This is a genomic window from Chryseobacterium sp. C-71, from assembly GCF_020911865.1.
Taxonomy (GTDB): domain Bacteria; phylum Bacteroidota; class Bacteroidia; order Flavobacteriales; family Weeksellaceae; genus Chryseobacterium.
The window spans coordinates 3,530,195-3,544,364 of the sequence record NZ_CP087131.1; the positions used below are offsets into that span (position 1 = coordinate 3,530,195).

Annotated in this window: 13 protein-coding genes; 5 read left to right on the plus strand and 8 right to left on the minus strand. The window is 34.3% G+C overall.

Annotated elements, in window-relative coordinates; translation table 11 throughout:
• Window positions 1–42: 42 nt before the first annotated feature.
• Window positions 43–951, minus strand: a complete 909-nt coding sequence (locus tag LNP04_RS16365; RefSeq protein ID WP_229983967.1) for a DMT family transporter — start codon at window positions 949–951, stop codon at window positions 43–45.
• Window positions 952–1,094: 143 nt separating this feature from the next.
• Here LNP04_RS16365 and purE point away from each other — a divergent pair, with 143 nt between their 5' ends.
• Window positions 1,095–1,598 carry a 5-(carboxyamino)imidazole ribonucleotide mutase gene (gene purE / locus LNP04_RS16370; RefSeq protein ID WP_229983968.1) on the plus strand — a complete coding sequence of 168 codons (504 nt, stop codon included), beginning with the start codon at window positions 1,095–1,097 and terminating at the stop codon, window positions 1,596–1,598.
• A 55-nt stretch (window positions 1,599–1,653) separates the two neighbouring features.
• Here purE and LNP04_RS19610 read toward each other — a convergent pair whose 3' ends face one another.
• The 6 genes from LNP04_RS19610 to ahcY form a co-directional block, all read right to left on the minus strand.
• Window positions 1,654–1,812, minus strand: coding sequence for a T9SS type A sorting domain-containing protein (locus LNP04_RS19610; protein WP_407928663.1), 159 nt, complete (start codon window positions 1,810–1,812; stop codon window positions 1,654–1,656).
• 136 nt (window positions 1,813–1,948) lie between these two features.
• Window positions 1,949–3,487 carry a BspA family leucine-rich repeat surface protein gene (locus LNP04_RS16375; RefSeq protein WP_229983969.1) on the minus strand — a complete coding sequence of 513 codons (1,539 nt, stop codon included), beginning with the start codon at window positions 3,485–3,487 and terminating at the stop codon, window positions 1,949–1,951.
• A gap of 47 nt (window positions 3,488–3,534) precedes the next feature.
• Window positions 3,535–5,100, minus strand: a complete 1,566-nt coding sequence (locus LNP04_RS16380; protein ID WP_229983970.1) for a BspA family leucine-rich repeat surface protein — start codon at window positions 5,098–5,100, stop codon at window positions 3,535–3,537.
• A gap of 244 nt (window positions 5,101–5,344) precedes the next feature.
• A complete protein-coding gene (gene yiaA, locus LNP04_RS16385; protein ID WP_129536377.1) occupies window positions 5,345–5,737 on the minus strand; it encodes an inner membrane protein YiaA in 393 nt (130 codons plus the stop codon).
• 203 nt (window positions 5,738–5,940) lie between these two features.
• Window positions 5,941–6,747: a hypothetical protein gene (locus LNP04_RS16390; protein ID WP_229983971.1), complete on the minus strand. Its 807-nt coding sequence runs from the start codon at window positions 6,745–6,747 to the stop codon at window positions 5,941–5,943.
• Between the two features lie 139 nt (window positions 6,748–6,886).
• Complete coding sequence (ahcY, locus tag LNP04_RS16395; RefSeq protein ID WP_229983972.1) at window positions 6,887–8,203, minus strand: adenosylhomocysteinase; 1,317 nt, start codon at window positions 8,201–8,203, stop codon at window positions 6,887–6,889.
• 163 nt (window positions 8,204–8,366) lie between these two features.
• Between ahcY and LNP04_RS16400 the strand changes: the two genes are divergently transcribed.
• From LNP04_RS16400 to LNP04_RS16415, 4 genes are all read left to right on the plus strand, one after another.
• Window positions 8,367–8,891: a HugZ family protein gene (locus LNP04_RS16400; protein ID WP_229983973.1), complete on the plus strand. Its 525-nt coding sequence runs from the start codon at window positions 8,367–8,369 to the stop codon at window positions 8,889–8,891.
• 228 nt (window positions 8,892–9,119) lie between these two features.
• Window positions 9,120–9,995, plus strand: a complete 876-nt coding sequence (locus LNP04_RS16405; RefSeq protein WP_229983974.1) for a carbon-nitrogen hydrolase — start codon at window positions 9,120–9,122, stop codon at window positions 9,993–9,995.
• A complete protein-coding gene (locus LNP04_RS16410; protein WP_229983975.1) occupies window positions 9,995–11,047 on the plus strand; it encodes an agmatine/peptidylarginine deiminase in 1,053 nt (350 codons plus the stop codon). Before LNP04_RS16405 ends, LNP04_RS16410 begins: the two co-directional genes overlap by 1 nt.
• Before the next feature lie 180 nt (window positions 11,048–11,227).
• Window positions 11,228–11,842 carry a 4'-phosphopantetheinyl transferase superfamily protein gene (locus LNP04_RS16415; protein ID WP_229983976.1) on the plus strand — a complete coding sequence of 205 codons (615 nt, stop codon included), beginning with the start codon at window positions 11,228–11,230 and terminating at the stop codon, window positions 11,840–11,842.
• Here the strand turns inward: LNP04_RS16415 and LNP04_RS16420 are convergent.
• Window positions 11,823–14,084 (minus strand): FUSC family membrane protein, encoded by a 2,262-nt coding sequence (locus tag LNP04_RS16420; RefSeq protein WP_229983977.1) that lies wholly within the window; start codon window positions 14,082–14,084, stop codon window positions 11,823–11,825. The two genes, LNP04_RS16415 and LNP04_RS16420, sit on opposite strands and share 20 nt — an antisense overlap.
• Window positions 14,085–14,170 lie beyond the last annotated feature (86 nt).

The following is a 14,170-nucleotide window of genomic DNA, read 5'->3' on the forward strand; positions in this document are numbered from 1 at the left end:
TAAGAATATTTTTATTTTTTGTGTAAACTTTTTATCGCAGAATTATTCTTCAACTCTCTTTCTTTTAAATAGTTCCGGATTATAATTGGTGATAAAAACTCCGAGAATAATTAAAAATGCAGCAATAATAAATTTGGCTGAAATTTTTTCATCTAAAATCAACCAACTTAAAAATATGGAAATAATAGTATTGACATAAGCTAAAATAGAAACCTGCACCGGAGAAATTTTAGTCAACGCATAATGGAAAGCGAAAAATGCAGCAACAGAACCAAAAACAGCCAAGTATAGCATGGCTGAAACGCTCACTAAACTCCAATTTTCAAAATTGTAATTTTCTGAGAAAAGAAAGGCGAAAATAAGCTGAATGATTCCTGCAAACATAAATTGGTAGAAAAGATTCAGGGTGATGTTTTTGCTTTGAAGATTTAATTTTTTAGTAAAAATGGTTCCCGAAGCCCATCCCAAAATTGCCACAAAAAGGAAAATAATTCCCATCAGATAATCGGGATTTGACAAATCGTTCAAGCCGTCCCAAAAAATAAAAAGTATCCCGCTGAAACAAAGGATAATCCCGATTAAAGCCCGAAAGCTGAATTTCTGTAAGCCAATCGCAACACTTCCAAGAAAAACCACAATGGGCGAACAGGCACTCATCAACGACGCCAAACTACTCGTCACTGATTCTTCTGCAACGGTTGTCATTCCGTTGGCAATGATGAGCATTAATGTAGAGAAAATTAATTGATATTTTAAATCTTTCCAGCCAATCCATTTAAATTCTTTTCGGTAGAGCAGAATAATCAACATAATAATAGCAGCCAAAAGCTGGCGAATTCCCGCAACAAACCAAGCCGGAATAGTTTCTACTGCCACACGAATGGATAAAAAAGTGGTTCCCCACACAATGGCAACAGTGAGAACAGCGAAAGTAAGTTTGTAATTTTTCAATGGAGTAGGGGAAATCGAACGGCAAAGATATTTATTTTAGAATGAAATATAGGACAATTTCACTTATTCACTTGCGATGCAAAATTCACTTTTCATCCTTTTTTAAAATCCTTATCTTTGAAGCATCTAATAAAATTGAAGAAATGGTAGGAATTATCATGGGAAGTCAGAGCGACTTGCCAATCATGGAACTGGCAGCAAATTTTTTGAAAAGTTTAGACATTCCTTACGAGCTGACTGTAGTTTCGGCACACAGAACTCCCGAAAGAATGTTTGATTATGCTAAACACGCTAAGAAAAGAGGGTTGAAAGTGATTATTGCAGGCGCAGGAGGAGCAGCCCATCTTCCGGGAATGGTGGCTAGCTGTACGACGTTACCCGTAATCGGAGTTCCTATTTTATCAAGCAATTCTATTGATGGCTGGGATTCTGTTTTATCAATTCTTCAAATGCCTGGCGGAATTCCTGTGGCAACTGTTGCTTTGAACGGAGCTTTAAATGCCGGAATATTAGCAGCGAAAATATTAGGATCAGGTGATGAAAAAGTTGCAGAAAAACTTCAGATTTATCAGGATACTTTGAAAGATAAAGTTCTGGGAACAGTGGATGATATCAAAGCAAAGCATCCGAATTTATATGATTTGTAAAGATTCACATTTAAAATAAAATAAATGCCTCGTGATTTTGCGAGGCATTTTTGTTTTATTTTTTGATGAATTTAAAATTTTTGACTGATTTTTCAGAAGCTATTTCTAGAATATAATTGCCTCTTTGTAATGAAGAAACATCGATTCTATTTTCAGTAAAATTATTTTTACTTAGGACGATTCTGCTACTGAAATCAATGATTTTGTAGTTGATTGATTACTAGGTTTCCAGATGGTTATAAATTCATTTTGTGTCTTTCCAAGCTGAAAAAAAAGAAATAAGATAAAAAGGTAGTGTGATTTTTTTCATAAACGAAATATTGATGGAGAATGACTTAAAGCTATGTATATTATTTTTTGATAAATTTGAAAGTTTCTATTTTTTCTTTGGAAATAATCTGCAAAATGTAATTTCCAGACTTTAGGCGTTGGATATTGATAAAATCTTTCGTCAAAGCATCTTTGGTGATCATTCTTCCGCTCATATCTGTGATGATGTAGCTTTTTGCATCTTTGATATTTTTTAAATAAATAAAATTTTCAGCAGGATTAGGATAGATGGAGCTTGTATTTTTTAACTGACTTTCGTGAGTAGATAATTTTCTGCATTCTCCCACCGTATCATTGCTGATGATCCATCCTTTACTAAGAAGAATATTTCTTTTTGGAATGATATCGACTGAATATGTCAGAAAAACAGGTCCAAGATTAATATTATTTGCTGTATTAGGATTATCTGCCCAACCTGTAAGTGTGTCACTGTAATTGTCACAATCTAAGCCCGAACCTGTAAAAGCAACGTAACCATTAGTAAGCGCAGGAAGATTCCATGTTTCAAGACTTTGATTAAAACTCGAAGCAGACACAAATATGGTACTGAAATTTGTTACGGCACTGGTATTCCAACTGTTCAAAGGTTGATTGAATGCTGTACATCCATGGAACATATGTGAGATGTTTGTGACTTTAGAAATATTCCAATTGTTTAAGGGCTGATTAAAATTTGGATTATAATGAAACATCAACATCATATCGGTCACGTTTGACGTATCCCAGTTGTTTAAAGGTTGATTAAATTCCTGAGTCCCGGAAAACATATAGCCCATATCTGTAACTTCCGATGTATCCCAACTATTTAAATTTTGGTTAAATGCAATTCTGTTTTCAAACATATATCTGAAGTTGGTTGCGTTGGATGTATTCCAAGAACTGATGGGAGCATTAAAAGTATCGGGAATCTGAAATAAGCTAATGTGAGAAAACATATTTCGAAAATCTTTAATGTTTGAGGTGTTCCAGTTAGCCATAGAAGCGTGTCCTGTTAGCGAGTTGGCATTGTAAAACATATACGATGCATCTTCTACGGAAGAAAGGTTTGGCGAATCTGTTGCCGTGATCTGTACATATCTGCAATATGAAAACGCATTTTGCATAGATTGCCACTGTATATTACCCCACTGTTCTATTGCAAGCAATTTGTCTGCGTTACCCGCATATGTCCATAATGGTAAAGCTTGTGTGCCAGTCAAATTTGCAAATTTTATCTGATTAAAAACTCCGTTTCCATTGCTGACTTTTACTCTGTATGTAGCCTGATTTGGATTGGGATTAAGATGTGCCCCGAAACTTATTAAAGTTTGACCTATCGAAGTTACATTGGTCAGTGTTCCATGATGTTGCGGATAGTTTATTTCTTCCCACTGAATTGTATAATTAGTTCCAATACCCGGAAACCAGATCTGACTTGATGTAGATGGATTCTGACCGGTAACACTAGTGACAAAATTTGGATTAATACCGTCCGGTTTCCAAACGGTTATAAATTCAGTTTGCGCCTTTCCGAACTGAAAAAAAAGAAATAAGATAAAAATTAGTGTGAATTTTTTCATGGTCATATTTAGATGTGGTCGGTTTTGATAAACATAGATTTTAAACTTTAATTTTTAATAAATTTAAAGTTTAAAGTATTTTTATCTGTATTTATTTGTAAAATGTAATTGCCTTCTAATAGGTTTCTGACATTAATTTTTTCAGATTTACTAGTTTCATTCATAATCAGTCTTCCGCTTGAATCTAATATTTTGTAATTTTTTATGTTCTTTAAATTTTTAACATAAATATAATCTGATGTTGGATTCGGGTAAATGGAAGGATTTTCTAAAGTTTTAATTTCTGATGTTGATAGTACACAATTTCCTACGGTATCTCCGATAATATTCCAACCTTTATTGATCAGAATATCTCTTTTAGAAGTGATGTTGGCGGCATATTGAGCTGGTGCTACCGTGCTTAAATTTATATTATTCGGAGTATTAGGATTATCTGCCCATCCTGTGAGGGTCAAACTGTAATTATTGCAATCAATGGCAGTGTCTCTTAATAAAACATTCGCTTCTGTAAGTGAGCTTAAGTTCCAGCTTGCTAAAGACTGATTAAATGATGAAGCACCATCAAATAAGTTAGACATTTTTATAACATTGCTAACGTTCCAAGAGTTTAAAGGTTGATTAAATTGAGTACTGAATGTAAAAACTCTGTTCATATTTGTTACATTGGAAGTGTTCCAATTATTTAGGGGCTGATTAAATAAAGAAGCGGAAAAGAACATATTATGAATATTCTGTAAACTGGAAGTGTTCCAATTATCAAGTGGTTGGTTATAAGCTGAACAAAAAGCGAACATCCAGCTCATGTTTTTTACTTTAGAAACATCCCATGAATTTAAATTTTGATTAAAATTATTTCTTCCGGTAAACATATAGCTCAAGTCGGTTGCTGAAGATGTATCCCAAGAACTTAATTGAGTTGGGTTGAAAGAAAATGTTGGTGGAGTGTAAATCGGTATGATGTGATGCTGTGCAAACATAAAACTGAAATTTTCTATTGTAGAAGTATCCCAATTCTGCATAGAATCAGCTCCCAGAAAACTGTTTGCAAAATAAAACATTAATGAAGCGTTCGTAACATTGGTGAGATTAGGAGAATCTGTAGCGGTAAGCACCATCCTTTGACAATTTGCAAATGCTGCATTCATTGAAGTCCATGCTATATTTCCCCATTGTTCAATTATAAGTAATTTATCTGCACTTCCAAGCATTTGCAGGTTGGGAACTTGTGTTTCAATAATAGGATTAAAAGTTTGATGTGAGGCAAACTTTATCTGTTGAAAGACACCATTACCATTAGAAACTTTTACACGGTATGTTGTATTTAATCCGTCTTCTTTTGATGGGGTTCCAAAATCAATCAAAACCTGTCCGTTCGAAGTCACGTTGGTCATTGTTCCATTATGTTGCGGAAAGCCTATTTCTTCCCAACTTATGGTGTAATTTTGTCCGGTGCCGGGAAACCATATTTGATTTGAATTTGCCTGAAATGGTGCATTGACATTGAGAACCGGAGTAGTGATGATGCCGGGTTGCCAAATCGTAATAAACTCATTCTGAGCTTTTGTAATTTGAAAGAAAAAAACGCATATAGCAATCAGTAATAAATTTCTCATAAATAATATTTGGGGGTTTGTATACAGAACAAATAATTAATAGACTTTCATTATATGTACTTACTTATAAAAGAATATTTGTTTATAAATTCTTAACAATAATAGATTAGTTTTGAAATTTTCATAATATATTATTTTGTAAATATAATAAATTTTTCGACATGTCAATGTCTTGTGAAATAGATATTTTGAAACAAAAAATGCTCACCAATTAAGTGAGCATCGTATCATTGATCTTACATGATTAGTCTTCCATCATATTGTCTCTGGTGTTCTTCTGAACAGCAATTGCGCCAAAAAGAGCCAATAAAAATGCAAAAGCATAAAAGCCTTTTTCACTAGGCAAAATGGTGGCATTAAACAAACCTACAGTTAACAAAACAATTGATGATAAAGTAGCAAACCAACAGATTCCGTAATAGATATCGGTCACTTTGATGTTTTCCATTCTGTCTCGTACAGCTTTTTGTAAAGATACTACCGCAAATAATCCGTACAAGAGAATTACAAAATAATATCCTTTCTCATTCAGCTGCATCTCTGCTCTTACAAGACCTACAATATACCCTATCATTCCTGCGCCCAAAGCGACCCACGAAGCTGCGACAAACGCATTTGAAACTCCCTGTTTTTTCATTGTTTATGTTTTTAATGTTTAATTCATCCAAATATATTATTTTTTTGTGAATGACTGTTGATTAAATATAAACTTTGTCACTCTATCTGGAAAATGATGAGTTAAAATTACTTTCTGAAGAAATTTAGTAAAGAAATTAACTGATTAATTAAATAACAATGTGAAATTACCCTTATCTGGGGTGGAGAAATATTAAACAATAATTATTGAACAATGTACTCGTAATTATATTTTACATAATTAGTGCCACTTGTAGTTTTCCCAACAACTTGAATAGGTAATTGTGCGCTGTTATACTGAATTTCATAAATGACTTGCTGATTCTGTACCCAATTGCCTGAACTGTCTTTATAACTAATTCTTTCTGAAGAATAATTGTTTTTACTTAAAGGGTATGCTCCACCCATCATTATTCTGAAATATTTGTTGGTAAAAGTAAATGGATTCATTTGATTATCATATAAATATTCGCGCTTCCTGCTCGAAGAAAAAGTGCCTCCAGTTTCAGATGTTTCTACGGTGATGTTTTCTCCGTTGTATGTATATAAAGAGATACTCGGATTGGAACAGTTTGCTGATTGACATTGAGTGGAAGTAACCACCTTGCCATTATCATAAGTATAAGTGATGGTTCTATTGAAGTCTGGATTACTGTAAATTGCCTTAGTATTCTGGAGTTCGTTATTAGCATAGGTATACAGTAAATAATACTCTAAAGTTCCCGCAGAATTATAGTAATTTATTTTTGAAGGTTTTCCGGCTGTATCGTACTCGAAAATTGAAGTTCTTCCTTCAGATATCATTTTGGATAAATCTCCCTGATTATTGTAAGTGAAATTTGCAACAGTTGTTTGAGGATTTGCAGGATTGTCATAATACACTGTAGTGACTTTGCTCAACAATATCCTTTGTTCCACAGGATCAGTAATAAATTCAATTTCATCTTCACTTTCGCAGCTGTTTAGGAATAAAACTGAACTCATTAAACTAAGGACAAAAAGCTTTCTCATTTTTAAATTTTAATTGTTCAAAAATAAGAATTCCTTATTGAGATTGAAAAGAATTGACAATAAAAAATCCCACTATTTTGAATAATGGGATTTTCTTTTATATGAGATGCTTCAACAAGCTCAACATGACAATAATTATTTAGTATCTGTAATACTCAGGCTTGTATGGTCCTTTCACATCTACACCAATATATTCAGCTTGTTCAGTAGAAAGTACTTCTAGCTCAACGCTTAGTTTTTTAAGGTGTAAAGCCGCTACTTTTTCATCTAAATGCTTAGGCAACATATAAACTTCATTTCCGTAAGCTTCAGAATTAGTCCAAAGTTCAATTTGAGCTAAAGTTTGGTTAGAGAAAGAGTTAGACATTACAAAACTTGGGTGACCAGTAGCACAACCAAGGTTTACCAATCTACCTTCTGCAAGGATGATCACTTCTTTACCTTCTTCCAAAGTATAGATGTCAACTTGTGGCTTCACTTCAGATTTTGTGTGACCATAGTTTTCGTTCAACCAAGCCATATCGATTTCGTTATCGAAGTGACCTATGTTACAAACGATTGCTTTATCTTTTAATTTTAAGAAATGCTCTTTTCTTACGATGTTGAAGTTACCAGTTGTAGTGATTACAATATCTGCGTTATCAACTACAGTATCTAATCTTTTTACTTCAAAACCGTCCATTGCAGCTTGTAAAGCACAAATTGGATCAATTTCAGTTACAGTAACGATAGAACCAGCACCTCTGAAAGAAGCGGCAGTACCTTTACCAACGTCACCGTATCCGCAAACTACAACTCTTTTACCAGCCAACATAATGTCTGTAGCTCTTCTTACAGCATCTACTGCAGATTCTTTACATCCGTATTTGTTGTCAAACTTAGATTTTGTCACTGAATCATTTACATTGATTGCAGGCATTACCAAAGTTCCGTTTTTCATTCTTTCGTACAATCTGTGAACTCCTGTAGTTGTTTCTTCAGAAAGTCCTTTGATGTCTTTTGTAAATTCAGGGTATCTGTCAAAAACCATGTTTGTCAAATCACCACCATCATCCAAAATCATGTTTAATGGCTTTCTGTCTTCACCGAAGAATAAAGTCTGCTCGATACACCAGTCAAATTCTTCTTCGTTAAGACCTTTCCAAGCGTAAACCGGAATTCCTGCAGCAGCAATAGCAGCAGCAGCGTGATCCTGAGTAGAGAAAATATTACAAGAAGACCAAGTAACTTCAGCTCCAAGAGCAACTAATGTTTCGATCAAAACAGCAGTCTGAATCGTCATGTGAAGACATCCTGCAATTCTTGCTCCTTTAAGCGGTTGAGATGGACCATATTCTTCACGAATAGACATCAAACCAGGCATTTCAGCTTCTGCCAAAGTAATTTCTTTTCTTCCCCATTCTGCAAGGGTGATATCCTTAACTTTATAAGGAACGTATTGTGTTGTAGTACTCATATATAATGAATGATTTTAAATTCAAATTATTACAGTGCAAAATTACAACATATAATTTAGATAAAAAAACAAGCTTTAACTTTACAAATATGAGATTTCACAGTCTTAATTTTATTTATTTTAATTCTAAATAATGTATTTTTACTGGAAATAAATCTTTATTATGAATCATACTCAGGAAGAAGCTCAAAGACAGGCTAAACCTTTGGCTCCAAAAGTGAAAGAACTGATTGCAAGAGCCCAAAGTGTTATTTTGGCAACTGTAGATGCAGAAGGGACTCCAAACTCAAGCTATGCCCCGTTTGTACAAGTTGATAACTCTTTTTATATATTAGTGTCTTTCATGGCGAAGCACACAAGAAACCTTTCTGAAGGACGAAAAACTTCAATCATGTTTATCGAAGATGAGTCTGCTACAAAACAAATCTATGCTCGTGAGAGATTAACCATCGAAGCCTCAACTTCTCAAATCGAAAGAGATTCTGAAACGTGGAGTACAGTGATTAGTCAATTAAAAGAAACTCACGGTAAGGTTGTGGAAGTAATTTCTGAAATGAAAGATTTTATTTTAATTGCTTTAACTCCTGTAAAAGGTGCTTACGTAAACGGTTTCGGAAGTGCTTATTTTGTAGATGCAAATCTTGAAATCATGGAACACAGAAATGACCAGAATCACCAGCCGAAATAATTTTCAGCTACAATTTGGATGAACGAATATGTATTCATATTTATTCTTCCATTCCAGTTTTAATTAGAATTAAATTAATAGAAACCTCATAGACTTCCCAAGCTATGAGGTTTTTTTATGATTAAAATGAGATTCTGTTAAACTCTAATAGAAGGCGACTATTCATTTGATAAAGTAGCTCGGTATCTATTTTAAAAATATTATTTTTGTACCATAAAAATTCAAAACATGTCAAAAGTAAAAATAGGTACTGTTCAGATGTCTTGTGTTGCAGATAAGCAGGAAAATCTGAATAAGGCCATCGAAAAAATAAGAGAAGCCGCAGCGAAAGGTGCACAGATTGTCTGTTTACAAGAATTATTCACTTCGCTTTATTTTTGTGATGTAGAAGATTACGATAATTTTGATTTGGCTGAGGCTATTCCTGGGCCTTCTACAGAAGCACTTGCACCGGTTGCAAAAGAGTTGGGTGTAGTGATTATTGCTTCCCTTTTCGAAAAGCGTGCTCAAGGTTTATACCATAATACTACGGCTGTTATTGATGCAGACGGAACTTATTTAGGAAAATACCGTAAAATGCACATTCCGGATGATCCTGCGTTTTATGAAAAATTTTATTTTACGCCCGGAGATTTAGGATACAAAATTTTCCCTACAAAATTTGGAAAAGTGGGCGTTCTAATCTGCTGGGATCAATGGTATCCTGAAGCTTCAAGAATTACTGCTTTAATGGGAGCCGATATTATGTTTTATCCTACTGCAATCGGTTGGGATACTACGCAGGATGAAGAAACCAATCAGGATCAATACAATGCATGGCAGACAATTCAGCGTTCTCATTCGGTTGCCAACGGACTTCCTGTAGTTTCTGTAAACAGAGTGGGATTTGAACAGGATGGCGCAATGAAATTCTGGGGCGGAAGTTTTGTAACCAATGCACAAGGTAAGTTGTTGTACCTAGGTTCTCACGATCAGGAAGAAGTGGCTGTAACGGAAGTAGATTTGGCTCAAACCGATTATATGAGAAAACATTGGCCATTCCTTCGTGACAGAAGAATTGAAACTTATTCGCCGATTACCAAACGTTTTATTGACGAAGACTAATGACAGAGCAAAATAAAACACCCAAACAAATGGGTTACCGTTTTCCTGCAGAATGGGAAGAGCACGAAGCAACCTGGTTGTCTTGGCCTCACAAAGAAGAATCTTGGCCTGATAAATTGCAGGAAATATACCCAAACTATGCTGAATTTATCAAAATTATTTCTCAGGATGAATTTGTGAGAATTAATGTGAAAGACGAAGAGATGAGAAAATTTGCGATGGATTGCATTATGCAGGCCGGAGCAAAATTAGAAAATATCGAATTTTATTTTCACGAAACCAACGATGCATGGTGTAGAGATCACGGTCCTGCGTTTTTAATCAATAAGGATGCAGAAGAACAAAAAATCATTTTAGATTGGGGTTTCAACGCATGGGGCGGAAAATATCCTCCATTCGAACTGGATGATGTGATTCCTACAAAAATAGCTGCGGAGTTTGATCTTCCTGTTATTTATCCGGGAATCATCATGGAAGGTGGTTCGGTAGAATTTAACGGAAAAGGAACGATTTTAACCTCAAAATCTTGTTTACTTAATAAAAACAGAAACCCGCATTTGTCACAAGAAGAAGTGGAGCAGTATCTGAAAGATTTCTACTGTGTAGAACAAATTCTTTGGGTAGAAGACGGGATTATTGGTGACGATACCGATGGCCACGTAGATGATACCATCAGATTTGTGAATGAAAATACGGTTCTTACCGTTGTAGAAGATAATGTAGAAGATGAAAATTACGAAATTCTTCAGACCAATCTGAGACAGTTAAAAGAAATGCGTTTGCCGGACGGAACTCCTTTAAATATTATAGAACTTCCGATGCCGGATCCTGTAATCTGGGAAGATCAGCGCTTGCCGGCGTCGTATGCCAATTTTTATATTGCCAACAAATCGGTAATTGTTCCTACTTACAGATGTGAGAAAGATCAGATCGCTTTAGATATTATTCAAAACTGTTTTCCTGACAGAAAAGTTGTTGGGATAGATTCTACGGATATTATTTGGGGATTGGGAAGCTTTCACTGTTTAAGCCAACAGGAACCTTTAGTGTAAATTGATCTCAGATTGATGAATTGATTCATCAGTTGAGAATAAAACAATATTTATAAAAAACCATTACAACAAAAAAATATTTTCAGTTGTAATGGTTTTTATTTTGTCAGATATTTTTACGCAACCTTATCAGTAAAAACTTCCTCTATTTTTATTACTTTTACTTTTTAAATCAAAATCATGCCTCTTTACAGAGATTTTTCCGACGACGTTGCAACTATTCTTATCTGGAAATATGAGGAAGGAGAAGAACTAAACCCTGATGAATTTCTGGAGCCGGAGAATGTTGAAAAAGTAAAAGATTATCATCCTAAAAAGCTTTTGGAAGTTTTGATGGTGAGAAAACTTTTGAAAAGCCTGAAGCCCAACTCTAAAATTCTTTATAAAGATAGAGAGCCTTTTCTTTCCCCAAAAGATGCTGAGATTTCGATTACCCATTCTTTTCCGTTTGCAGCAATTGCCATTTCAAAAAATAAAATCGGAATTGATATTGAAAAATTTAATCCTAAAATTTTAAGAGTTATCGATAAATTCACCTATGAAAATGAAAGAGGATTTATTCCTTTCGATAATGAAGTGACTTTTTATACGATTATCTGGAGTGTGAAAGAAAGTATGTACAAAATTCACCATTCAAAACACTGGTCACTGAAAAAACATTATGAGGTGAAACCTTTTGAGCTTAAACATCTTTTTGATATCAGTTGCAGAGTGCATGATGATCAGTTTTCTGACGAGTTGAAAGCCCGCGTGAAATTCTTTGACGATTACTGCTTTACGATTGTGGAGGAGTAATTTCTTCTTTTCTGTATTTTTCAATCACCTTTCTCTGTTCTTTAGCGACGTCATAGATTAGTTCCAACACATCATGAATGTTTTTCAACTCAGTTAAATGGGAAATTTTATTAGGATCTCTAGTGTCGTAATGCTCTTTTTCCAGAAGTTCAGTTTTTCTCTGAAGAATAAGATTTTCTATAGAAGAATCTTCAGGTTCGAGACGGCTGTCCATTCTCAGAGTTTCTGTGATTTTGTCTCCGTTTAGAATGGCCGACACCTGATTCATTTCAGATTCTATTTTTTTGCTCCAGCTTTCAGAGTCTATTTCAGGGTAGTCGTGATTCCCTTTGGCATATTGTGATAACGAAGCGGTATAAGCAGTAATCAAATGTGAAGTTGCAACGAACTGATGTACCACTTCCAGTTTTTTCTGCTGATTTTTAGGATCAGAAATCATTCGCTGAAAATTGTCCGAAAGATTGGCGAGTGAGATAATGGCATTTTTACGTTTCACTTTATAATCTTCAATATCAAAATTTTCATTCAAAAATTTAGACATTACACTGTGGAAATAGGTAAGATTAGATTCCGCAGATTTTTTCATTAAATCTAAATTCTGCGTATGCTCCCAAACCGGAAGCACAATATAGGAAACTAAAAAAGCGATAATTCCTGCGATAATGGTATCTACAATTCTATCCTTAAAAATAACATTGACGTTTCCCGGATTTAAAAAATTAAAACTCATAAAAACATACATCGTCATGAAAAGAACTGCCCAAAAATATCGTCCTTTCAGAAAGCTGAAACATAAAATCATGCTCACCAACAGAATCGCAAAAAGAATCGCATTGATATGAATGTAGTATAAAATAACATAAGCGATCACTGCACCTGCAACTGTACCGTAGAAACGCAGAAGATTTCTTTGTTTGGTAATCGAGTAGGCGGGTTTTAAAATAGCAACAATCGTGATTAAAATCCAATAGGTATGCCCGATTACTAAAAACGGAAGTTGAGAAACGAGATATCCCAGCAATAAGGCGATGGTAATTCTGATCGCATGACGAAAATGTGATGAGGTTAAAGAAATATTGCTTCTTAAAACTTTAAAATTTATCTTTTCTTCGTTCGGCATAAATTTTTTCAAATCTAAACCTGTAGAAAGACTTTTTGCCAATTTTACGTTTTGAGCAAATACTTTATATATTTCGTTGATTTCCTTTGTAATCTCATTGATACGCATCATGATTTGTCTCAAAATCATAAAATTTTCGAGCGTATCAGGATTCATTTCTTTATTTCTTAATTCAAAATAATGAACATTCAAATCTTGTGACCGAGCTTCCAGATTAAAGACAGGTTTTGCACGGGTGCTACTTTGTAAAGAAATTCCGATGTTGGCGATTTCTTCAGAAAGTATATTTAAATAATCATGAATTTTAACCAAAATCGTAGAGTCTTCGAAACTTTGCTGGAGCTTTTTGTAATCGCTTTCCGAAGTCATTAATTTCTCGTGCAAGTCCATTGAATTCAAAAACGTAAGCATCAGTAATCTGCTGATGGTTGTAGATTCGTTGACGATAGTTCTTGTTTTGAAAACTGTTTCTCTCGTTTCTTCCTGCAGATTTTTAATCTCAATTTGTTTAGCAATAATCTGTAAACTTAGCCTGTCAAAATCAGGATTTTTCTGATAATAATTTGCTTTTATTTTAAGGAATTCTGCGAGCTGAAGATAGTTTTCACCAATCATCTGACTGGCGAGTTTATATGGCTGAATGGTTGTTACAATTAAGAAAATCAATAAAAACCAAATACATCCTGAAGCAAAAATTAAAAGACTTTTCAGGATATTAACTCCGGTAAGATGTCCGTCGATAAAGATGGCAAGAACAACCAAAGCTAACGATCCTACGGCGGCAAGTCTTTGTCCGTAGACACCAATTAACGAAAAGAACATTCCGAAAGCGATGATTTCTAAAATAACCAACGGAATAATGCCTTTTACCAAACTTGCAATCGCTGAAACAATCACGAAACAGAAAATGGCAAACGTTAATGAATTTCGTCTTCTTATAAAAGGACCTGGTTGATCGGTGAGTGCTACGAAGCTTGTACCTAAAGGAAAAAGAAAATATTCTTTAAGCAAACCAAAATAGGAGAGAACCAAACACGGAATAACCGTTGCTAATGTAATTCTTATGGAAGAATAAACATATTGGCTGGTAACGATTTTTTTTAGCTCCGAAGAATAATTCATTGTGCAAAAATAAGAGTTAAATGTGAAATGATGGTTTTACTTCGTAAGTGAATTTGAATTTTTATTTAAAATTTAATGAAAATCGT

What these genes read in the sequence shown, in the direction of transcription:
- purE (WP_229983968.1), top strand. Translation starts at nt 1,095, where the DNA reads ATGGTAGGAATTATCATGGGAAGTCAGAGCGACTTGCCAATCATGGAA.
- LNP04_RS16375 (WP_229983969.1), bottom strand. Translation starts at nt 3,487, where the DNA reads ATGAAAAAATTCACACTAATTTTTATCTTATTTCTTTTTTTTCAGTTC.
- LNP04_RS16380 (WP_229983970.1), bottom strand. Translation starts at nt 5,100, where the DNA reads ATGAGAAATTTATTACTGATTGCTATATGCGTTTTTTTCTTTCAAATT.
- yiaA (WP_129536377.1), bottom strand. Translation starts at nt 5,737, where the DNA reads ATGAAAAAACAGGGAGTTTCAAATGCGTTTGTCGCAGCTTCGTGGGTC.
- LNP04_RS16390 (WP_229983971.1), bottom strand. Translation starts at nt 6,747, where the DNA reads ATGAGAAAGCTTTTTGTCCTTAGTTTAATGAGTTCAGTTTTATTCCTA.
- ahcY (WP_229983972.1), bottom strand. Translation starts at nt 8,203, where the DNA reads ATGAGTACTACAACACAATACGTTCCTTATAAAGTTAAGGATATCACC.
- LNP04_RS16400 (WP_229983973.1), top strand. Translation starts at nt 8,367, where the DNA reads ATGAATCATACTCAGGAAGAAGCTCAAAGACAGGCTAAACCTTTGGCT.
- LNP04_RS16405 (WP_229983974.1), top strand. Translation starts at nt 9,120, where the DNA reads ATGTCAAAAGTAAAAATAGGTACTGTTCAGATGTCTTGTGTTGCAGAT.
- LNP04_RS16410 (WP_229983975.1), top strand. Translation starts at nt 9,995, where the DNA reads ATGACAGAGCAAAATAAAACACCCAAACAAATGGGTTACCGTTTTCCT.
- LNP04_RS16415 (WP_229983976.1), top strand. Translation starts at nt 11,228, where the DNA reads ATGCCTCTTTACAGAGATTTTTCCGACGACGTTGCAACTATTCTTATC.
- LNP04_RS16420 (WP_229983977.1), bottom strand. Translation starts at nt 14,084, where the DNA reads ATGAATTATTCTTCGGAGCTAAAAAAAATCGTTACCAGCCAATATGTT.